A 21,025-nucleotide genomic window follows, 5' to 3' on the forward strand; every position below is an offset into this window, starting at 1 on the left:
AAAAAGGAAGCAAAATAGCTCCCTTTTCACACGTCCTATAAAATGGGTGAAGAGATTTCTATCGTTCAATAGCTACTATGCAATTGCTAAAAAAGGGCATACGTATCCCGTTAGCAATCACATCATGAAAAATCGCACGACAAAAATAGATAAAATCTAAAAATTTTGCGCGTGCAGCTAAAGAACGTTTCATCTCATTCACTCCTTTCGTACGGAATTTAATACTTACTCCTTTATTATACTTCCCCACTTGATGTTTGAATAGTCATTTTTTTGAAAATAATGAATATAGACTAAACATTTCAACAAATTACATCCAATCTTACAAAACTGTTATGTTCACGTAATGGAAAGCGATAGTACGAAATCGTGCCTCCTTATACAATAAAAATGTAAGCAAGAGATAAACAAAAGGAGGAAACAGTCATGATGAAAGAAATCGTAAAAGCAGTCTTCGAGGTGTTAGTAAACGGACAAGCAGTTGTAAAAGAACTAAACCGACTATAAAAGGAGGAATAAAAATGATGAACATGGTAAAAATGATTCTCCACGCTTTAATTGATGCAAAAGCAGTTAGCCAAGAATTAAATGAACAATAAAAAGGGGAAAATGAATATGAAGAAAGCCATCTTTACAATTGTAGGTACATTCTTTGCCTTACATGCACTGAAAAATAGAAAAAAGAAACAAAATGAAAATACTCTATATTATCCATACACATTATTACAAAAAAAATAAAAGACAAGATACCCAAGTACAATTAGGATATCTTGTCTTTTGTTTTTTCTATTAAAAATTGTTGTTCTACAATCTTTTTATAATATGTATGATGCTTCATTAATTCATCGTGTATACCAATTCCTGTAATACTGCCATTCTCTATTACAAAAATGGTATCTGCTTGTACTACCGTTGATAAACGATGTGCAATAACAAATGTCGTTCTACTCGCAAATACATTTTCAATTGCTTTTTGTATTTTCGCTTCTGACTCCGAATCTAGACTTGCTGTTGCTTCATCTAATAATAAAAATTCTGTGTCACGTAACAAAGCACGCGCAATGGCAATTCGCTGCTTTTGACCACCCGATAATTGATTTCCACGCTCTCCAACTTCTGTTTCATATCCATCTGGAAACGCCATAATAAATTCATGTGCATTCGCAAGCTTCGCTGCACGAACGACTTCTTCTGGTGAAACATTACGATCCATACCATATGTAATATTGTCCGTAATTGTTCCAGACAATAAAGGAGCTGCCTGGGCAACATAACTAAAATGCTTTCGCCATGCTTCTATATTCATCTCACGATATGACTTTCCGTTTAAGAATATGTCCCCATCTGTTGGCTCATAAAATCGTTCCATCAATGAAAAGATTGTACTTTTCCCCGCACCACTTGGCCCTACAAGCGCTGTCGTTGTACCTTTTCTCACTGTAAATGAAATATCTTTTAAAATAGGATCCCTTTCATTATAATGAAATCTCACATTTTGAAACTCCAATTTTTCTGGTATATCAACTTTTTGCGGTAAAAAGGCGTGTTCTTCTTTTTCATGTAATATTTGAAAGAGACGACGTGTAGAGCCTTTTGCCTCTTGAAAACTTGTTACAAACTGGTTCATTTGTACAAACGGCATTAAAATTTGAAACAGGTATAAAATAAATGCTACTAATTCACCAGAAGAAATATACCCCCGATCAACTCGCCATACACCAAATCCAACAACACTCATTAACACCACTATTGTACACATTCCTAAAGCTGGCCCTAATATAGATTTGATTTTCGCTTGCTTCATCCCATATTGGAATAGACTTTGAAATTTATTTTTCCCCCTTTTATATTCAATCCTTTCAGCATTATACGACTTAATTAATTTGATTTCACCTAATGTTTGTGATAAAAATGCCGTTAACTCTGACATTTGTTCCTGCTCTCGATCAGATAAGTCCGCAAGTTTTTTTCCAAGTGGAAAAACAATCAATAAAGTAATAGGTACAGCTAGCAATAAAACAAGCGTCATCGGAACATCTAAAATAAATAAAATAATAATTGATACAACAATAGATAATGCGTTGGTAATAAGTTGTACAATTTCATCAGAAATTAGCGTCATAAGTACTGTTGTATCATTTGTTACCCGGCTTATCATCTCACCAGATTTATTTTTATCATAATAATTTACAGGAAGGTTTAATAATTTTCTCCATGCTTTCTCTCTTATTATCTGTACTATGCCTTCTCCAACTCGAGACAACATATACATAGAAGTCGCTTCACATAGAAACTCGAACAGTAATAATCCAGCTATTACTCCTAACGTTGAAAAGGAGAAGCCATTTGAAAATCCTTCCATTAAATCTTTAATCAATAGCGGGATACCTAACCCAGCTATTGTTGATAGCATCGAAAAAAACAAGCCTATCGCAAATGTTTTTTTTGGTGGATTAGCAGTCCGCCATATATCCAAAAATGATACACCCTTTTGCTCTTCCATCTTCTATCTCCTTCTTTTATCATTTCCTCCTTTTCCACTATACAGGATTTCCCTTTCCCTTTCACGAATATAGTAGACGGGAATTTCACATATATTTTTAAAGGGGCATATACGAATGGATACACAACAACTTTATTTTTTAAATGACATTGGAAAACAAAAACCAGAAAGTATTCGCAATAAAAGCACTGCTTGTCCTTTTTGCGATAGAGAAAATCTCACTGATATTTTAGAAACTGAAGACTCCATTATTTGGTTGAAAAATAAATTTCCAACATTAAAAGATACCTTTCAAACTGTTCTAATAGAAACCGGGAATTGTCATGATCATATTGCAACCTACACACCTGAACATATGCAAAAACTACTGCGTTTTTCTATAAAGTATTGGTTAGCTTTAGAAAAGAGCAACGAATTTACTTCTGTTATTTTATATAAAAATCACGGTCCATTTTCAGGCGGAAGTTTGCATCATGCACATATGCAAATTATCGGAATGAAATATGTAAACTACCTAGAAAACATAGCACCTGAAAACTTTCAAGGCGTAACCGTAAAAAAAGATGAACAAATTGAACTTAATATTTCTACACGGCCAATTATCGGTTTTACCGAATTTAACATTGTCATTGAAGACATAAAAACCATCGACACCATGGCACATTATATTCAGCAAACTGTGCGTTACATACTAACGGACTTTCATAAAGGTTGTAGCAGCTATAATTTATTCTTCTATCACCTTGATGAAAAAATTATTTGTAAAGTTGTTCCTCGTTTTGTTGTTTCACCATTATATGTCGGGTATAAAATCCCTCAAGTTTCTACAAAGTTGGAAGATGTGAAACAGCAGCTGGCAAATTATTTTACAGTTTCATTATAAGAGGTGAAACCAAATGAATTATATCGTTAGAAAAGCAGCTTTACATGACATACAACCATTAATTAATTTACGCGTTACCTTACTCAAAGAGGTTGATGAATTACATTCACAAGAAGAAGAAAACGGCCTAAAACGAATATGGCTTCATCCTTCCAAAGATGGTGAGTTACTATATAAAAAGATGGGATTTACTTATAAAGAAAATAAAATGGAACTTTTTTATAAAAAAATAGAGTAGGTGCTTAGCATCTACTCTTTCATTGTTCCTTTATTTCGATAGTACACGTTCTCTAGCCCAACGTTATACTTCATATTTTGATCTGTCCACTCAGGTCCTAAATTACCTGGCCATCCAGACGTATTTGCTATATATTTTAGTAACGCTAAATCTGTTAAACCTTTTTGCACACCTCTTTTATACCCTTTCATTAAATGAGGCATCGCAATTTGGGCATTTGTCCGCGGGTCCTTCAATTGCTCGTCCGTTAAGTGATCAGGAGCAAGTCCCCCACCTCGGTGTAACTGAAACAATCCAAAAGAAGTGCCATTGTCTCCAACACTTCGTGGGTTCAAACGACTTTCATGCTCGGCAATTGTAAGAGGTATCCATTCTGGAAGATTTACTTTCTTTGCTTCTTCAGTAATAATTTGTTTCATCTGTTTTGCTTCCTCTGAGTCAACATAACTTGTTTGATTCGTCAATCTTTCCATTCCTTCAGACTCTCCTTGGAAATACAAATACATTCCAAGAACAACTAAAAATCCTACAAAGAATTTTTTCACTACCTCTACCTCTTTCTCTGCTGAAATTTGTCCCCTTTCAGCCCTTCCTTACAATTACCTGCAATCTATCACTCTGTTACTCTTAAATGATATCAAACGAAGCTCTATCTTAACATCGTGCTTTAGACTGATTTTCTGAAAATCAATAGTAAAATATTATAAAAAATGTAACATAATCCGCTTCAGATTAAGGGTAATAAAAAACAAGAAGGAATCTCCTTCTTGTTTTTTCATCTATATTATTTAACAATTAAATTTGTAATTATGTCAAAAAGTCCAACACATACGACAGCAACAGTAAAGTAGCTACAGAAATCTTTTATTGGAAACTTAACTACTTCTTTTTTTTGCATCCCATTCTTCTCCCTTCTGATTACCTTCCCTAACTTTTTATCTTTTTTTATTATGCAGAAAATATGACAAATAAGCTATCGAATTAACTTACGAAAACCTTACAATATTGTAAGGTTTAAAAAAATAGCCTCATCTCATAAAGAGATAATGGCTACGCAATAGTTGGTTTTAAAACATTCATCACTATTTCAGACAGAAAGTTGTATGTTCAAACTTCCTACTTGTATTGTAATAGAATTCGCAAATGACAACTATCGAATTACCTTACATGTACCTTACAATGTTGTCATGAACAATATCACTTTTAACAAATTAGATGCAATCGAACTTGCTAGCAGTGCGGCTATTCTTACGGATTTCAATTCTGCTGCTACAGTTATCCTCGTATAAACTTATGTCCGCTTTCTTGTTATACAGTTAAAATCCCCTAAATTCCATACTCTCTGCATTGTTAAAACTTATTTTATATAGTAAACGTATATTTAAATACTAACACCGAAAAATTTCTTCTTTAAATGATTTATATGTAATAAAAAACACTGTAACATACTCAGTATGTTACAGTGTTTTACAATATTTTATCTTGTCACCAATAGCTTACTTCTCGCCTGCACAGGAATATTTTGAGCCTCAATCTCTACCAATGATTCACCGTAACGTCCTTTTGCGGTAATTTTCAATGACTCATTTCGTTTTAACATGTGCTTCACTGTTTTCTTTATCGTCTGTGCCCTACCTTTTTCATCATATGCAACAAACTCATATTCATACCATTCATCACCAATATGTTGACCGACATCATTCACAATCGTGTAATATTCTTTCGTTTTATAAAATGGATTATATTTATCAATTACTGGCCCAAACTTTGTTGGTAGCAATAATATAATGGCAGCTACCATCGTAATTCCAGTAATAATTACTCTCTTTTTTACTCTTCCCCACTCCAAGATAGACTCCTCCTCCACACAATATGTGTAGTTTTCTATACACTTATTTTAAAGAGAAGGACTCAATTCCGCCATTGAATCCCATTACATTTCCCTTACATTTTTGTAAGAATTTGAATGAGATTTTATATCATTTTTAACAATTTGTGAATTCTCCAAAACTGTGATAAACATCACACCCTCCACTTTCCAAAGATTCTATAATACGAGTATACAAGTTTGTTAAACATTTCACATTTAAGAGGGGAAATGAATATGAAAAAGCGTTTAGTTATGATCGGGAATGGTATGGCTGGTATACGCTGCATTGAAGAAATTTTAAAACTAGATCCAGCACTTTATGATATTACTATTTTTGGTGATGAACCTCATCCAAACTATAACCGCATTATGCTATCTCACGTCTTACAAGGAAAAACAAATATCCAGAATATCATTATGAATGAATACAGTTGGTACGAGGAAAATGATATTACGCTTTATACAAATGAAAAGGTAATAAATATTGATCGGGAAGAACAAGTCATCGTTACAGAAAAGAACCGTATTGTCATATATGACAAGCTCATTATCGCAACAGGGTCCAGCGCTTTTATCTTACCTGTTGAAGGCTCACAACTTCCAGGTGTAACAGGCTTTCGTACAATTGAAGATACACAATTTATGCTGGATGTTGCTAAGCAATATAAAAAGGCTGTCGTCATTGGCGGGGGATTACTCGGTTTAGAAGCCGCACGGGGGCTTATTGACTTAGGAATGGATGTTCACGTTGTTCATTTAATCCCTTACTTAATGGAGCAACAACTCGATGCCAAAGCCGCTTCATTACTGCGTGAAGACTTAGAATCACAAGGTATGAAGTTTCTTATGGAAAAGAAAACAGTGAAAATTCTTGGTACTGACCGTGTTGAAGGTATCCAATTTGAAGATGGGGATGTTGTACCATGCGATTTAATTGTAATGGCTGTTGGGATACGTCCAAATACACATTTAGCAAAAGATGCTGGTTTAATTGTAAACCGTGGCATAGTTACAAATGACTATATGCAAACAGATGATGAATCAGTCTATGCGGTTGGTGAATGTGCAGAGCATGACGGTATTGCCTATGGTCTTGTTGCTCCATTATATGAACAAGGGACCGTACTGGCAAAGCATATAACGAATTCACAAACAGATGGATATGCAGGTAGCATCGTCGGTACACAACTTAAAGTGGCAGGATGCGATTTATTCTCTGCTGGACAAATTTATGAAGATGATGGAACAAAAGCAATCTCAATCTTTAATGAATGTACGCGTTCCTATAAAAAAGTATTAATTCGTGACAATAAAGTCGTTGGCGTTGTTTTATATGGAGATACGGCTGACGGTACACGTCTCTTTAGTATGTTAAAAAAGGAAGAAGATATACAAGAATACACACCAGCTTCTCTTCTTCATAGAGCTGGTGAAGAAAGTGGCCTTGACGTTGCCAGTATGAGTGCTGACGACACTGTTTGTGGATGTAATGGTGTTACAAAAGGAGCAATTGTTCATGCCATTTTAGAACAAGATTTAACAACTTTTGAAGAAGTAAAAGGATGTACAAAAGCTGCTGGTTCATGCGGAAAATGTCGTCCTATTGTCGAACAAATTTTATCCCATACACTTGGTGATAGCTTTGATGCATCTGCTCAAAATGTAGGTATGTGCGGATGTACAACTTTATCCCGTGACGAAGTTGTCACAGCAATTCATGAGAAAGGTTTAAAATCGCCAAAAGAAGTACGAAACGTCCTTGGTTTCGCACATGAAGACGGCTGCTCCAAATGCCGCCCTGCATTAAATTACTATTTACGTATGGCACGTCCAGAAGAATATGCAGATGATAAATCATCCCGCTTCGTTAATGAAAGAATGAACGGTAATATTCAGCATGATGGCACATTTTCCGTTATTCCTCGCATGTACGGCGGTGTTACTACTGCAGATGATTTAATGAAAATTGCTGAAGTTGCGAAAAAATACGATGTGCCGCTCGTTAAAATAACAGGTGCAAGTCGAATCGGCTTATATGGTGTTAAGAAAGAGGATTTACCAAAGGTTTGGGCTGACCTCGATATGACTTCTGGTTATGCCTATTCGAAATCCCTTCGCAATGTAAAATCATGCGTCGGCTCTCTTTTCTGCCGCTTCGGTACAAAAGATTCATTAGGCCTTGGTATGTTACTTGAACAATCGTTAGAAATGGTAGATACACCGCACAAAATGAAAATGGGTGTAACCGGTTGCCCACGTAACTGTGCGGAAGCATTAACGAAAGACTTCGGTGTCGTTTGTGTTGAAAATGGATTCCAACTTTATATTGGTGGTAACGGTGGTACAGAAGTTCGTGAAGCTGATCTTGTAATGATTGTCCCTACAGAAGAAGATGTACTTCGCATCGCTACAGCTTATGTACAATATTACCGCGAAACCGGTATTTACGGTGAACGAACAGCCCCTTGGGTAGAACGAATGGGATTAGATCATATAAAAGAAATGCTGCAAGATGAAAACATGGTCACTACGCTAAATGAACGTTTCCAGAAAGCCCGTAACACATATGAAGAAGCTTGGGGACAAGCGCTAGAAACTAAATCATTAAAAGCCATGTATGAAGTAGAAACTGTAAAATAAGGAGTGATCTACATGTTGCAAACAAAAGAAAAAATAAAAATAATGCATGCAGAAGACCTTCCTGTGCAAATCGGTAAGGAAGTGCGAATTAAGGATATATCCATCGCCTTATTTCGTCTTTCAAATGGTGATATTCACGCTGTAGAAAATCGGTGTCCTCATAAAAATGGACCTTTAGCTGAAGGGATTGTTTCTGGAGAATTCGTCTTCTGTCCATTGCATGACTGGAAAATTTCATTAATAACAGGTGAAGTTCAAAAGCCTGATGATGGTTGTATTCAAACATATGAAGTAGAAGTTATTGATGGTGATATTTATATATACATGTAGCTTGTACAAGGAAGCCCCTTTTGGGGTTTCCTTTCAAGTAAAAATAGATGAGGTGTAGGGATGAACGGATACGTATATTTAGTTGGCGCTGGGCCTGGTGATGAAGGACTGATTACAAAAAAAGCAATAGATTGCTTAAAGAAAGCTGATGTTGTTTTATATGATCGCTTATTGAATCAAAATTTACTTCGCTATACGAAGCCAACATGTGAACTCGTTTACTGCGGGAAAATGCCAACGAATCATATTATGCGACAAGAAATGATTAACGCTCATTTAGTTCAGTTTGCAAAAGAAGGTAAAACAGTCGTCCGCTTAAAAGGCGGAGATCCATCTATTTTCGGCCGCGTTGGTGAAGAAGCAGCCGCTTTAGCAACAGAAAACATTTTATACGAGATTGTTCCAGGGATTACATCTAGTATTGCCGCTAGTGCGTATGCCGGCATCCCTCTTACCCATCGTAATTACAGTAATAGTGTAACTTTGTTAACCGGTCATACGAAAGGCGCAATTAGCGACCAAGTAAATTACAGCGCCCTCTTAAACAGCGATACAATTGCTTTTTACATGGGCGTTAAAAACTTGCCGGTAATTTGCGAAAATTTATTACAAACAGGAAGAAAAAAAGATACACCAGTAGCAGTTATTGAATGGGGTACAACTGGAAAACAACGAGTTGTTACAGGTACACTCTCCACAATCGTGGATGATGTAAAAAAAGAACAAATTTCAAATCCATCGATGACAATTGTTGGTGAAGTGGTGTCCTTACGAAAACAAATTGCTTGGAAAGAACACAAGCCACTACATGGAAAAAAAGTTTTATTTGCCTCTGCAACAAACAAAACAAGTATACTAGCGCAAAAGTTACAAGCAGCTGGCGCAGAAATACATCAAATACCAACTTTCAAAAAGCAAGAATATATGCTAACAGCTGAACAACTCTCTGAAGTATTTGAAGCTAATCGCCTTGTTTTCTGCTCAGCTGAAAGTGTAGCACTCTTATTCCAATCCTGTGCGCAGCATCAAAAAGATATTCGCTCCTTAAAAGCAACATTGCAGTATATGAATGCCGCTACACAGAAGGCACTTATGCAGTATGGGCTTTTAAGCTTACCTGCAACACTTTCCAACGAAACAACCGTTTATTTAGGTCGAAATATTAACCGCATTGCCATCATTCAGGAAAAAATAGGTGCTGGCTCTTATATCATGACACACGAATATAAAATTGATCATCGTTTTGATGAAGTTCATTCACGTACACTGACTGAATTCGCATGGGATAGCATTGTATTTGAAGGACGTGCTGCAATCGATACGTTTATCACAGAAGTAAACCGCCTTGGTTTCACAGATATTCTGAATTTACCATTCTCCTATATCGATGAACCAACTTTACAATATGCCAATAAAGTTGGACTTCATCACATTGATTATCAATTACAAACTATCATCAATGAGAAAAGGGTGATTACACAATGAAAGGCATCGTTTATATTGGACACGGTAGCAGATTACAAGAAGGCAATAAACAGTTCATTCACTTTGTTCAGTCTGTTATAAACGAGCGAAGTGAAAATATCCAAAAAATTGGATTTCTCGAACTAACAACACCGACTGTTCAAGATGCGATTGTAGAAGCAATCACTGAAGGTGCAACTGAGATTTTAATTGTCCCTGTTTTATTATTTGCAGCGGCCCATTATAAACGTGATGTTCCTTTTGAAATTGAGAAAATAAAAAAGCACTATCCACACATTACATTTTCAGTTATACCACCTTTTAGTACACATCCGCTTATGATCGAACTTGTCATAAAACGAATACGTGAAGCTATGCCAATGCCAAATAGTGAAATCTTACTTGTTGGCCGTGGTAGCAGTGATTCTCAGCCTATACATGAATTAAGACAAATTGGGGCAGCTGCCCAGCAAAGACTCTGCTTGCCGGTTTCCTGCTCCTTTTTAACAAAAGGAACACCTTCTTTTACTGATGAACTCAATGAAAAGTCATCACACGCAAGGCATGTATATGTCATGCCTTATCTTCTCTTCACTGGGTTATTACTTCAGAAAATAAATCGGCATACAAAAAAATATGCTAACGTTACAACTTGTAATTGTCTTCAATTTGATTCCTACATGAAATCTGCTTTATTAGAGCGAATGGAGGAATATGTACATGTATAACATTTATCCAATTATGTGTAATCTCCAGGGCAAAACGGTTGTGATCATCGGTGGTGGAAAAATTGCATATCGAAAGGCAGCTGGTTTAAAGAATACAGGAGCTCGTGTCACGATTGTGAGCCCGTATATTTGTGAAGAAATGGAGAATCTCACCTATATTACATGGAAGGAAAAAATGTTTACAGAAGAAGATATTAAAGATGCTCATCTCATCTATGCTGCTACAAATCATCATGATGTAAATATGATGGTCAAACAAGCTGCACATGATTTTCAATGGGTTAATATCGTAAGTGATGGCACAGAGTCATCCTTTCATACACCTGCAATCATTCGAAATGACGAATATGTTATAAGCATATCAACTTCTGGTAAAAATCCATCCTTTGCAAAACGAATAAAAGAAAAACTAATGAAGATCCTTCCCAAAATTATAAAATAAAAAAAGATGAACGAATCCCCTCGTTCATCTTTTTAGCTTGCTTTAAAACCACCGCCAAGTACATCTCGTACATCGTGAATAACAACAAATGCATCTTCATCTACATTACTGATTACTTGTTTTAATTTTACAAGCTCTTGCTTATTAATTACGACATATAGTACTTCTTTATTTTTTCCAGTATAACCACCGCGGCCTTCTAAAACAGTAACACCCCGTGTCATATGTTTCGTAATCGTTTCACGAATTAAATCTGGTTGACTAGATATAATCGTAACTGCTGTTTTCGTATTAATTCCTTCTACAATGAAGTCGATTACTTTTGCTCCAATAAATACTGCAACGAGCGTATACATTGCTTTTTCTTGCCCAATAATGAATACCGATCCTACAATTACAACAATATCAATAATAAGAACACCTTTTCCAACGCTCCATCCTAAATATTGATTCGCTAACTGAGCTAAAATTGCTGATCCTCCAGACGTACCTCCCGCTCGGAACATACAGCCTAATCCAATACCGACAAACACTCCAGCAAATAAAGCTGCTAATAACGTATCCGCCTATTAGTAGCAACAAATATCCCCTGTTGATATGAGAAGAAAAAGTTATCCTTCTCATATACCCCTATCACAAGAGACAAGATTTGTTCATCAGGCTCTACATACTTTTTCACATTCAATAATAGTTCATTCATTAATACTCCTCCAAATTCTATTCACTGTCGTAACACTTGAAAAGAATCCATAGATTACTACATAACCGGTATAATTCAGTTATAAAGTATGAAACGCGTTTCCAGTCAAAAAAATCCGCTATGTAATGACACATAACGGACACACCTGCTAGCTTTGCAATATCTCTAATATTTGTCATGCGCTCACCTCTTTCTTTAACGGACGAATTTCATAATCCCTTATCAAATTTTTATATCCTTACATAGATGTTCAGTTTCCTTACAAAAGTGTAATCCTCCTGTAAGCTAATTCGATAGTGACTTCTCTCCATATTTCGTACAATTAGGTCAGAAAGTAACAACAACCATTCGAAAAGGAGCGGATACGCATGATGAACAATATAGAAATAAATAAACTCGTAAATACAATGAGCATGGTGTTATCCGCTCTTGTCGATGCAAAATCAGTTGCTCATTCATTAAATAAGTAAGGAGAGAGTATGATGAACAATATTACTTTTAACAAATTAGATTTTATCGGATTAGCTAGCGGCTCAGCTCTTCTTACAGCTTTCATTTATGCTGCTACGCTTCTATAAATTTGTGTCCCCTTCCCCTTTATATAAACAGTAATAGAAAAGACGACCGTCTATGCCCGGTCGTCTTTTCCTATTTTTTATTTTGTTGTAATGTCTCTGTTAATTCTTCAAACATTGTATTTAATTGATCCGTCATCATTTTCATAGCTGTTTTTCGATCCACTGTCTCTCCCGCTTCAACTTGAATCGGATTACCAAAAATTAATTTTGCTCTTTTTCCCTTAATTAATTCTTTTACACTTGATGGCCCAACATAAGCTGCCGGTACTAAAGGAACATTAGAACGCATCGCAATCGTAACAGCTCCTGCTTTTAAAGAAACATCCTCTGTCGATCTCGTTCCACTTGGAAAAATCCCTACTACTTTCCCATCTTTTAATAAACGGGATGGAATTTTCAATGTACTTGGCCCTGGATTTGCGCGATCTACCGGAAAAGCATTTACATTCTTAAAGAACCAATTTGTAAATTTACTTTCAAACAGTTCCTTTTTGGCCATATAATGGATTTCCGTTGGGTACATCCCAGCTGCCAGCATTAAAACATCCATAAAACTCGTATGCGTACAAGCAATAACATACGGCCCACCTTCCGGTAATTTTTCTTTTCCTTGAACCTCCACTTTTCCAAGCGTTTTAAATATATATTTCAACTAAAATGTAATTAGCTTATACATTCGTTTCGTTCCTTTCTCAATATCCAAAGTTTTATTATATCCTTACAACAATTATAACACTAAGTTTTAGTAGTTGGTAATAAAATTAAGTGACAATTTTCAAAAATTAATTYTTACAAAGGTGTAATCTTGCTGTAAGCTAATTCGATAGTTACTCCTGGCCGTATTTCATATAATTAAGACAGAAACAAGGGCAACAACAATTCGGAAAGGGGCGGATACGCATGATGAACAAAATGAAAACAAATAAATTTGTAAATACAATGAGTATGGTGTTATCCGCTCTTGTCGATGCAAAAGCAGTTGCTACTACATTAAACAAATAAGGAGAGATAACTATGAACAACATTACTTTTAACAAATTAGACTTTATCGGACTTGCAAGCGGTGCAGCTCTTCTTACAGCATTTATTTACGCACTTGCTCAAGGTCTTGTCCTATAAACTTGTTTCCCCTAACCCCTTTATATAGAGAAAAAGCTGCTCGTCCATAGACAAGCAGCTTTTTCAATTTGTTTCATATATAATTTGACCTGTTTTACTTATATCGTACCCACCAATTGCTCGTAGCTCATTTTGAAATTCTGTCGATTGCAGTATTTCTTTTACTGCTTCAATAAGTTGTTCATTTTCTTTATTTTTTAAGATTACTAAGTCATATTGTTCTTTCATAAGTGGAATAAAATCTACATTCACAATTTGTGCTACCTTTTCTGTTCCTATGCCGACATCAGCTTTCCTATTAGCAATTTGAGAGGCAACACCAAGATGATTAGACTCTTCCCAATTATATCCTCGAATATTTGCTTTATCTACATTTTGAATTCTCACCTGTTCATCTACTAGTACACGAATTCCCGATCCTTTTTCACGATTCACAAATTGAATCGATGAACGACTCAAGTCAGCCCACTTTTGTATTCCTTTTGGATTTCCTTCTTGGACATAAAACCCAACATTTCTCGCTAATAAGTTCATCACAATACATGGCTGTCCAACTAAAATTCGTTTTACATATGGAATGTTATATTCTCCTGTATCTCCATCAAACAAATGTAAACTAACGATACTTCCTTCTCCTTGAGACATTTTAATTAAACTCATTAAACTCCCCTGATAAGCCCGGAGCATACTAGAGCCTGTTAAAAATCTTTCAAGATGTTTCGCTAGCATATCTAATGTTAACTCTTGTCCACTAATTACACAGGAAGATTCTCTATTCTTCTCCTCTAGTTTCATAGACGCAGTTTGTACTTTCCCTGTTTTCATTTGCTGAATATATTGTTCTAAGTCCACTGCATCGATACGCATTTGTCTACCAACTCTGTAGGAAGGTAGTTCACCCTTTTTAATTAAATCATACACTGTTAACTTTGAGACTTTTAATCGATTTGCTACTTCTTCCGTTGTGTAGGAATGATGATCCATAGACGATTCCTCACTTTCTCTTTTCATTGTAACAAAGAAAGAAAATTTCTCCTATTTTTTCAAAAAGTGATTTATTTCACACTATATTTAGTTATATCTATTTATAATTAAATATAATTAGTTATAATTAATATAGTGAAAAGAAAGGGGATTATATTTATGAACAGATTTACATTACGGTACATTGGGGTATTCATGCTTTCTTTCCTTCTTATATTTAGCTCGGCTTGCACAAGTGGAGAAAAAAAAGAAAAAACGACTGCTAAAGAAGAAAAGACAGTTGAACTTACGATATCTGCAGCTGCAAGTTTACAAGATGCTTTCAAAGAAATTGAAAAACAATATAAACAGAAAGAACCAAACATAAAGCTTTCCTTTAACTTTGGTGGTTCTGGTGCACTTCAGCAGCAAATTGAACAAGGGGCTCCTGCTGATATATTCTTCTCTGCAGCAGAAGATAAATTTCAAACACTTGTAAAAAAAGGATTTATTAATGAAAAAGAGGGGAAAAATCTTCTTGGAAATGAACTTGTTTTAGTCGTTCCAAAGGAAAGTCCCATTAAAACATTTCAAGAGTTAAAAGAAGAAAAAGTGAAGAAACTAGCAATTGGTACACCTGAATCTGTACCAGCCGGAAAATATGCAAAGGCTTCACTTACGCATGAAAATCTATGGAATGACCTCCAAAATAAAATTGTATTTACAAAAGACGTCCGCCAAGTGTTAACATATGTAGAAACAGGAAATGTAGATGCTGGAATTGTATACAAAACAGATGCTCTCATTTCAGACAAAGTAAAAATTGCAAATGCAGCACCAACTAATTCTCATGAACCTATCCACTATCCAGCAGGGGTTATAAAAGAATCCAAGCATAAGAAAGAGGCGACTTCATTCTATGAATATTTACAGTCAAAAGAGGCACAATCTATCTTTAAAAAATATGGATTTACAATTCTATCTTAACTACCATGGCATTTGATACACTTTGGCCGCCTATTTTTCTTTCCTTACGAGTAGCTGCACTCGCCACCATTATTGTTATGATTTTCGGCACAATTATTGGACGAGTATTAGCTCGCTCCTCGTGGCGCTATAAAGTGTTATTAGAAACCATTTTTCTATTACCGATGGTGCTCCCGCCAACTGTTATTGGGTTCTTTCTCATTATTATTTTTGGGAATAACAGCCCAGTTGGTAAGTGGATTGAATCATTATTTCAACACTCTATTATGTTTACATCATGGGCGGCTGTCATCGCTTCAACAATCGTTTCATTCCCACTTATGTATCAATCGGCCAAGACAGGTTTTTCTATTGCAAACGAGCAAATTGAAGACGGTGCCCGTGATCTTGGGGCCAGTGAATACCAAGTCTTCTTACATGTCACATTGCCGCTTGCATTCCCCGCACTACTTAGCGGAATGATCTTAAGCTTTGTACGTGCACTTGGTGAATTTGGAGCAACTCTTATGTTTGCCGGAAACATTCCAGGAAAAACACAAACGATTCCTACAGCCATTTATATGGCAATTGATGCAAGTAACATGCAGCTTGCTTGGACACTAGTTATCATAACTGTTGGTATGTCCCTCATTTTCTTACTATGCATTCAACTAATTAATAAAAAAATTACTTCTTTAAAGTAGCTTTCGACAAAAAGCTGCTTTTTTATTTCCCGAAAAATAAATTATTTTGTAGAATGAAATACTTTATTTTCACCTTACAAATTTGTAATCTTACTGTAAGCTAATTCGATAGTTACTATTACCTGTATTTCATATAATTAAGTCATAAAGTAAAGCAGATGGGAATTAGATTGTCCCCCCCTCTTCCCATTAGTTAAAAAAGCTAAGTAACTTTATTTCCCCCCCTTAAAAAAGACCTCTAATTGAGGTCTTTTTTTATTTTGATAAAATAAAAATTCGACCAAATTTTACTGATTTTTGAGATAAGGTCTTACTGTTCTTAAATAGCGAGTCAAATAACAGAATTTTAATTTTTATAGAAATATACATTCTGTTTGAATTTACTTTCTAAAATAGGTACTTTCCTGTTATTATATTTAGGTATTTGAAAAAAATGAAGAAATGAAACCGCATTTATATCGTAAATTCTTCATCATGTTTTAATGATCGGTAATCTTCCACTTTCTAAGTGGGAAATTACCGATCGTTAAAACGAAATTATATTGATATAGAAAAGTGAAGGGAGTCTTGTAATGGACATTTTATTAGCGCTTCTTCCTGCAATTGCATGGGGAAATGTCTTATTAGTAAGCGTAAAAATGGGCGGCGGTGCATATAGTCAAACGTTAGGTATGACAATCGGTGCTTTATTCTTCGCAACAATTATGTATGTATTTACTCAACCGGCTTTAACTATGACAATCTTAATCGTCGGTTTTATTTCAGGTTTATTCTGGGCTTTAGGACAGGCAAACCAATTAAAAACTGTTGAAAAACTAGGTGTTTCAACAACTGTAACAATTTCAACTGGGATGCAACTTGTTACGACTTCTATCTTTGGCGTTATCGCTTTCCATGAGTGGACTACTACTACGACGATTATTATGGGAACGATTGCAATCCTTTTAATTGTAGTCGGTGTTGTCTTCACTTCACTAGATGATAAAGAAAATACTCAGCCTCCAGGACAATTGAAGAAAGGGCTTTTCACTTTAATTGTTTCTACTTTCGGCTACCTTGTATATGTAATTATTATTCGTTGGTACAATATCGATGGTTGGTCTGCTATTTTACCACAAGCAGTCGGTATGTTCGTTGGTGCTGTTGTACTGACATCTAAACATAAACCATTTAACAAATATGCAATTCGTAATGCTTTATCTGGTCTACTTTGGGGAACAGGTAACTTATTCTTACTTCTTTCTTTACCAAAGGTTGGAGTGGCAACAAGTTTCCCACTATCCCAAACTGGAATCGTTATCTCAACATTTGGTGCGATCGTCTTTTTAGGTGAAAAGAAAACGAAACGTCAAATGGTATTTATTGCACTAGGTAGTATATTAATTATCGGTGGTGCTGTTTTACTTGGTATGACAAAATCGTAATCACACACCCCCTGAAGCATGTATGCTTCAGGGGGTTTTCTATTCACTAATCCTATTTCCCTCTACACTATCTATTCTTTAAACTTTAATGCCATTCTTACCAAACTCATCAATAACTATACTACTATAAAAGTTAATATGGCGTATATTAACCTCTATAACATATTTGTATAAGTCTTTTCTTTTTACAAAGATCTCTTAAAGATGTTATCGTTTTTTATACCATATTCTAGGCAGAAAGGAATAAAGGATATATGCCCAAGAAACATAGAATTTTATTTATTGGTGCTGGCCGTATGGCAGAAGCAATCTTTGCCGGACTTCTCAAAACAAGTAACGAACATATAGAAGAAATTATTGTATCCAATCGAAGTAACATAGAGAAGCTTGAGCAACTAGAGAAAAAATATGACATCTCAATTACAAATGATTGGAAGCAATACATTAAAAATGTGGATACCATTGTTTTAGCAATGCCACCAGCTGCACATGAACAATTATTGGCGGAGTTATCGCCTTTTCTAACTCATCAATTTATCGTGACAGTTGCTGCCGGAATTGGTCCATCTTATTTAGAAGAAAAACTTCCCCAAGGTACACCCGTTGCCTGGATTATGCCAAATACAGCTGCAACATTTGGAAAGTCTATTTCTCTATATACAATGGGGCATTTTGTAAATGAAGAGCAGCAAGAAACTTTACAACTACTCTTAAAGGGAATTGGCACAGCGCAGTTTTGCACAGAAGAAGAAGTTCATCAGCTTACCGCTGTAACTGGAAGTGCACCTGCCTTTCTTTATCACTTTGCTGAAGGCTTAATTGAAGCAACGAAAAGCTATGGAATCGATGAAGCAACAGCAAAACATCTTGTCATTCAAATGATTGCTGGCTCTGCTGCTATGCTCGAGCAAGAACAAAATCTCGCTATACTTCGAGAACAAGTGACAACACCAGGTGGTTCAACTGCCGAAGGTTTAAAAGTTCTATATGAGAATAATTTTTCGAAGGTTATTTATCAAGCAATTGAAGCAACAAATAAAAAAGCTAGGGGGAATTAAGATGACATTAACATGCTTACAAGATTGCACAACATTACATAACGGTGTAAAAATGCCTTGGTTTGGCTTAGGTGTTTTTAAAGTTGAAGATGGTACAGAAGTAATAGATTCTGTAAAAGCAGCCATTAAAAACGGATACCGTAGCATCGATACAGCTGCAGTATACAAAAATGAAGAAGGTGTTGGAGAAGCAATTCGTGAATGCGGAGTTCCTCGTGAAGAATTATTTATCACATCAAAAGTATGGAATAGCGATCAAGGTTATGAGTCAACATTACAAGCGTTCGAAACAACATTACAAAAATTAGGATTGAAATACTTAGATTTATACTTAGTGCATTGGCCTGTAAAAGGAAAATATACTGAAACATGGAAAGCATTAGAGCAACTCTATAAAGATGGACGCGTTCGTGCGATTGGTGTGAGTAATTTCCATATCCATCATCTACAAGATGTATTAGAAATTGCCGAAATTAAGCCTATGATTAACCAAGTTGAGTACCATCCACGCTTAACACAAGAAGAACTTCATACTTTTTGTAAAGAACATAGCATTCAACTTGAAGCTTGGTCACCATTAATGCAAGGTCAACTACTTGAACACCCAGCATTACAGGAAATTGCTACAAAATATAACAAATCCACAGCACAAATCATTTTGCGCTGGGATCTGCAAAACGAAGTTGTAACTATTCCTAAGTCAATTAAAGAACACCGTATTATTGAAAATGCAAACATCTTTGATTTTAACTTAAGTGCTGAAGACATGAAAGCAATTCAAGCATTAAATGAAGATCACCGCGTTGGTCCAGACCCTGATAATTTTGATTTTTAAAAAGAAAGAACACTGTGTAATTGCACAGTGTTCTTTCTACGTCAACAAAAAAACTGAATGTTACAACTATATTGCGTTTGATTGACAGTTCTTTTATCAAGGTGTAAGATTTTGAATAATCAAAGAAACAAAAAAATTAATATAAATTACTATGTTTACTCATTGTATCAAGAGAGGTGGAGGGACTGGCCCTTTGAAACCTCGGCAACAGGTTCACTTTGAATACTGTGCCACTTCCTGCAAGCATTATGCTTGAAAGATAGAATGAGGGACTTCGTTTATATACAGGTACATGCCTTGTAAACAAAAATCCCTCTTTCTCGATAAGAAAAGAGGGATTTTTTCTTTCCCTCAAAGTTGTTCATTAACTATTTTTTTAATACCCAAACAATTTAGGGAGGAATTTCACATGAAAAAGAAATTTGTACCTGCTGTCGCATCTGTTTTAGGAGCAAGTATTTTATTAACAGGATGCGGTAGCTATAAAGACGATGTAAGCGGAGCAAAAGCAAAAGATAAAGCACCTGATAAACAAGTATTGAACTTAGCTGCTGGTACAGAAATCCGCACAATGGATACTGCACGCGCTACAGATACTGACTCTGGCCAAGTAATGAGAAACGTATTTGAAGGTCTATATAACCTTGGTGAAGGAAACAAACCTGTGCCTGGTGTTGCAAAGTCTCATGAAGTGAGTCCCGATAAAACAAAATATACATTCCATTTACGTGATTCCAAATGGAAAAGATTTTCGTGAGGAGAATGGCAATTTAACGAAAGAAAATACAAAAGATGCTCAAAAATTCTGGAAGCAAGCAAAACAAGAATTAGGTTCTGATAAAATTTCAATTGAATTATTAACAAGCGATAATGACCTTCCGAAAAAAACTGGTGAATATTTAAAAGAACAACTAGAGAAAAATCTAGAAGGCTTAACAATTAACTTGAAGCCTCAACCACGTAAACAACAAGTCACATTATTGCTACAAGGAAATTATGATATTGCTGTTGATGGCTGGAGCCCCGATTTTGCTGACCCAATTACATTCTTAGAATTATTTACAACTGATAACTCATACAACTTAGATCACTATTCTAATAAAGAATTTGATGATTTGATCCAAAAAGTAAAAACTGACTTAGCTGGTGATGAAAAAGCACGCTGGGAAGCTTTAAAACAGGCAGAAAAAATCTTATTTAAAGATGCTGTTATCTCTCCTCTCTATCAAAATGGAACAACATACTTAGAACGTTCTTATGTAAAAGGAATAGTTGAAGTTGATTTTGCAGGACCACTTAACTTCAAATGGGCAAAGGTTGAGAATTAATCTCGCCTTATAGAAGTTAATTTTAACGAAAGCTTCGATTACAAGAGAAAAAGGGCATCCTCCAATTAATCTGTACCCTTTGTAAAGGACATTTTTAAAAAAAGTTATGCAACATCAAAAAGATGATTTCTGTATTCAACAGGAGTCATCTTTTTTAAATTCCATTGATATCTATAATGATTGTAATACGTCATGTAGTTCTTAATTTCATTTTTTAATTGTGCAAAAGACTCACAAGGTTTTATATATGCT

General features: G+C 35.4%; 24 protein-coding genes, 3 pseudogenes and 1 riboswitch. Of the genes and pseudogenes, 17 read left to right on the top strand and 10 right to left on the bottom strand.

Annotation, left to right across the window (positions count from 1 at the left end):
* Positions 1-58: 58 nt before the first annotated feature.
* Positions 59-193 carry an RAxF-45 family protein gene (locus AC1DIT_RS12050; RefSeq protein ID WP_016132219.1) on the bottom strand — a complete coding sequence of 45 codons (135 nt, stop codon included), beginning with the start codon at positions 191-193 and terminating at the stop codon, positions 59-61.
* Between the two features lie 416 nt (positions 194-609).
* Here AC1DIT_RS12050 and AC1DIT_RS12055 point away from each other — a divergent pair, with 416 nt between their 5' ends.
* Positions 610-738, top strand: coding sequence for a hypothetical protein (locus AC1DIT_RS12055; RefSeq protein WP_016117005.1), 129 nt, complete (start codon positions 610-612; stop codon positions 736-738).
* 22 nt (positions 739-760) lie between these two features.
* Here the strand turns inward: AC1DIT_RS12055 and AC1DIT_RS12060 are convergent, their stop codons facing one another.
* Positions 761-2,503, bottom strand: a complete 1,743-nt coding sequence (locus AC1DIT_RS12060) for an ABC transporter ATP-binding protein (RefSeq protein ID WP_016117004.1) — start codon at positions 2,501-2,503, stop codon at positions 761-763.
* Positions 2,504-2,618: 115 nt separating this feature from the next.
* Here AC1DIT_RS12060 and AC1DIT_RS12065 point away from each other — a divergent pair, with 115 nt between their 5' ends.
* Positions 2,619-3,386: a DUF4931 domain-containing protein gene (locus AC1DIT_RS12065; RefSeq protein ID WP_016117003.1), complete on the top strand. Its 768-nt coding sequence runs from the start codon at positions 2,619-2,621 to the stop codon at positions 3,384-3,386.
* Between the two features lie 13 nt (positions 3,387-3,399).
* Positions 3,400-3,624: a hypothetical protein gene (locus AC1DIT_RS12070; RefSeq protein WP_016117002.1), complete on the top strand. Its 225-nt coding sequence runs from the start codon at positions 3,400-3,402 to the stop codon at positions 3,622-3,624.
* A gap of 11 nt (positions 3,625-3,635) precedes the next feature.
* Here AC1DIT_RS12070 and AC1DIT_RS12075 read toward each other — a convergent pair whose 3' ends face one another.
* Positions 3,636-4,169: a transglycosylase SLT domain-containing protein gene (locus AC1DIT_RS12075; RefSeq protein WP_006093133.1), complete on the bottom strand. Its 534-nt coding sequence runs from the start codon at positions 4,167-4,169 to the stop codon at positions 3,636-3,638.
* A gap of 558 nt (positions 4,170-4,727) precedes the next feature.
* On the opposite strand from AC1DIT_RS12075, the gene AC1DIT_RS12080 reads away from it, so the two are divergent.
* Positions 4,728-4,913 carry a hypothetical protein gene (locus AC1DIT_RS12080; RefSeq protein ID WP_139350072.1) on the top strand — a complete coding sequence of 62 codons (186 nt, stop codon included), beginning with the start codon at positions 4,728-4,730 and terminating at the stop codon, positions 4,911-4,913.
* Positions 4,914-5,101: 188 nt separating this feature from the next.
* On the opposite strand, the gene AC1DIT_RS12085 is transcribed toward AC1DIT_RS12080, so the two are convergent.
* The gene (locus AC1DIT_RS12085; RefSeq protein WP_016117000.1) at positions 5,102-5,473 is read right to left on the bottom strand and encodes a YxeA family protein; all 372 of its coding nucleotides are present in this window, start codon (positions 5,471-5,473) and stop codon (positions 5,102-5,104) included.
* Between the two features lie 255 nt (positions 5,474-5,728).
* Between AC1DIT_RS12085 and nirB the strand changes: the two genes are divergently transcribed.
* Genes nirB through AC1DIT_RS12110 form a run of 5 tightly spaced genes read left to right on the top strand, consistent with a single transcriptional unit; the run spans position 5,729 to position 11,098 of the window.
* Complete coding sequence (gene nirB, locus AC1DIT_RS12090) at positions 5,729-8,134, top strand: nitrite reductase large subunit NirB (protein WP_016116999.1); 2,406 nt, start codon at positions 5,729-5,731, stop codon at positions 8,132-8,134.
* 12 nt (positions 8,135-8,146) lie between these two features.
* A complete protein-coding gene (gene nirD, locus AC1DIT_RS12095; protein ID WP_016116998.1) occupies positions 8,147-8,464 on the top strand; it encodes a nitrite reductase small subunit NirD in 318 nt (105 codons plus the stop codon).
* Positions 8,465-8,524: 60 nt separating this feature from the next.
* A complete protein-coding gene (locus AC1DIT_RS12100; protein ID WP_016116997.1) occupies positions 8,525-9,949 on the top strand; it encodes a uroporphyrin-III C-methyltransferase in 1,425 nt (474 codons plus the stop codon).
* Positions 9,946-10,656, top strand: a complete 711-nt coding sequence (locus tag AC1DIT_RS12105) for a sirohydrochlorin chelatase (protein ID WP_016116996.1) — start codon at positions 9,946-9,948, stop codon at positions 10,654-10,656. The genes AC1DIT_RS12100 and AC1DIT_RS12105 overlap by 4 nt, the downstream gene beginning before the upstream one ends.
* A complete protein-coding gene (locus AC1DIT_RS12110) occupies positions 10,649-11,098 on the top strand; it encodes a precorrin-2 dehydrogenase (RefSeq protein ID WP_016116995.1) in 450 nt (149 codons plus the stop codon). The genes AC1DIT_RS12105 and AC1DIT_RS12110 overlap by 8 nt, the downstream gene beginning before the upstream one ends.
* A gap of 32 nt (positions 11,099-11,130) precedes the next feature.
* On the opposite strand, the pseudogene AC1DIT_RS12115 reads toward AC1DIT_RS12110, so the two are convergent.
* From AC1DIT_RS12115 to AC1DIT_RS12125, 3 genes and pseudogenes are all read right to left on the bottom strand, one after another.
* A pseudogene (locus tag AC1DIT_RS12115) lies at positions 11,131-11,664 on the bottom strand (YitT family protein); the annotation flags it as partial.
* Positions 11,652-11,798 (bottom strand): annotated as a pseudogene (locus AC1DIT_RS12120) (PH domain-containing protein); the annotation flags it as partial. The pseudogenes AC1DIT_RS12115 and AC1DIT_RS12120, both read right to left, overlap by 13 nt.
* A 17-nt stretch (positions 11,799-11,815) precedes the next feature.
* On the bottom strand, positions 11,816-11,977 hold the full coding sequence (locus AC1DIT_RS12125) for a hypothetical protein (protein WP_016116992.1): 162 nt from the start codon (positions 11,975-11,977) through the stop codon (positions 11,816-11,818).
* Positions 11,978-12,280: 303 nt separating this feature from the next.
* On the opposite strand from AC1DIT_RS12125, the gene AC1DIT_RS12130 reads away from it, so the two are divergent.
* On the top strand, positions 12,281-12,376 hold the full coding sequence (locus AC1DIT_RS12130; RefSeq protein WP_018767156.1) for a DUF3948 family protein: 96 nt from the start codon (positions 12,281-12,283) through the stop codon (positions 12,374-12,376).
* Positions 12,377-12,446: 70 nt separating this feature from the next.
* Here AC1DIT_RS12130 and AC1DIT_RS12135 read toward each other — a convergent pair whose 3' ends face one another.
* Positions 12,447-13,028 carry a lysophospholipid acyltransferase family protein gene (locus AC1DIT_RS12135; protein ID WP_476998208.1) on the bottom strand — a complete coding sequence of 194 codons (582 nt, stop codon included), beginning with the start codon at positions 13,026-13,028 and terminating at the stop codon, positions 12,447-12,449.
* Positions 13,029-13,390: 362 nt separating this feature from the next.
* Here AC1DIT_RS12135 and AC1DIT_RS12140 point away from each other — a divergent pair, with 362 nt between their 5' ends.
* Positions 13,391-13,495: a DUF3948 family protein gene (locus AC1DIT_RS12140; RefSeq protein ID WP_016116987.1), complete on the top strand. Its 105-nt coding sequence runs from the start codon at positions 13,391-13,393 to the stop codon at positions 13,493-13,495.
* 63 nt (positions 13,496-13,558) lie between these two features.
* Here the strand turns inward: AC1DIT_RS12140 and AC1DIT_RS12145 are convergent, their stop codons facing one another.
* Positions 13,559-14,506: a substrate-binding domain-containing protein gene (locus AC1DIT_RS12145; RefSeq protein WP_033671675.1), complete on the bottom strand. Its 948-nt coding sequence runs from the start codon at positions 14,504-14,506 to the stop codon at positions 13,559-13,561.
* Between the two features lie 132 nt (positions 14,507-14,638).
* Between AC1DIT_RS12145 and modA the strand changes: the two genes are divergently transcribed.
* From modA to AC1DIT_RS12175, 6 genes and pseudogenes are all read left to right on the top strand, one after another.
* On the top strand, positions 14,639-15,445 hold the full coding sequence (modA, locus tag AC1DIT_RS12150; RefSeq protein ID WP_016116985.1) for a molybdate ABC transporter substrate-binding protein: 807 nt from the start codon (positions 14,639-14,641) through the stop codon (positions 15,443-15,445).
* A 5-nt stretch (positions 15,446-15,450) separates the two neighbouring features.
* Entirely contained in the window at positions 15,451-16,128 is a 678-nt protein-coding gene (gene modB / locus AC1DIT_RS12155) for a molybdate ABC transporter permease subunit (RefSeq protein WP_016116984.1), read from the top strand.
* A 572-nt stretch (positions 16,129-16,700) separates the two neighbouring features.
* Positions 16,701-17,552, top strand: coding sequence for a GRP family sugar transporter (locus AC1DIT_RS12160; protein ID WP_016116983.1), 852 nt, complete (start codon positions 16,701-16,703; stop codon positions 17,550-17,552).
* Between the two features lie 254 nt (positions 17,553-17,806).
* Positions 17,807-18,610: a pyrroline-5-carboxylate reductase gene (gene proC, locus AC1DIT_RS12165; protein WP_016133433.1), complete on the top strand. Its 804-nt coding sequence runs from the start codon at positions 17,807-17,809 to the stop codon at positions 18,608-18,610.
* Position 18,611: 1 nt separating this feature from the next.
* Positions 18,612-19,445 carry an aldo/keto reductase gene (locus AC1DIT_RS12170; protein WP_016116981.1) on the top strand — a complete coding sequence of 278 codons (834 nt, stop codon included), beginning with the start codon at positions 18,612-18,614 and terminating at the stop codon, positions 19,443-19,445.
* A gap of 161 nt (positions 19,446-19,606) precedes the next feature.
* Positions 19,607-19,711, top strand: a riboswitch (SAM riboswitch).
* A 143-nt stretch (positions 19,712-19,854) separates the two neighbouring features.
* Positions 19,855-20,773: pseudogene (locus AC1DIT_RS12175) on the top strand (ABC transporter substrate-binding protein).
* Positions 20,774-20,877: 104 nt separating this feature from the next.
* Here AC1DIT_RS12175 and AC1DIT_RS12180 read toward each other — a convergent pair.
* On the bottom strand, positions 20,878-21,025 hold a 148-nt coding region (locus AC1DIT_RS12180), incomplete at its 5' end, for an IS3 family transposase (RefSeq protein ID WP_476998209.1).

It is taken from the genome of Bacillus sp. 05T22 (assembly GCF_056396765.1).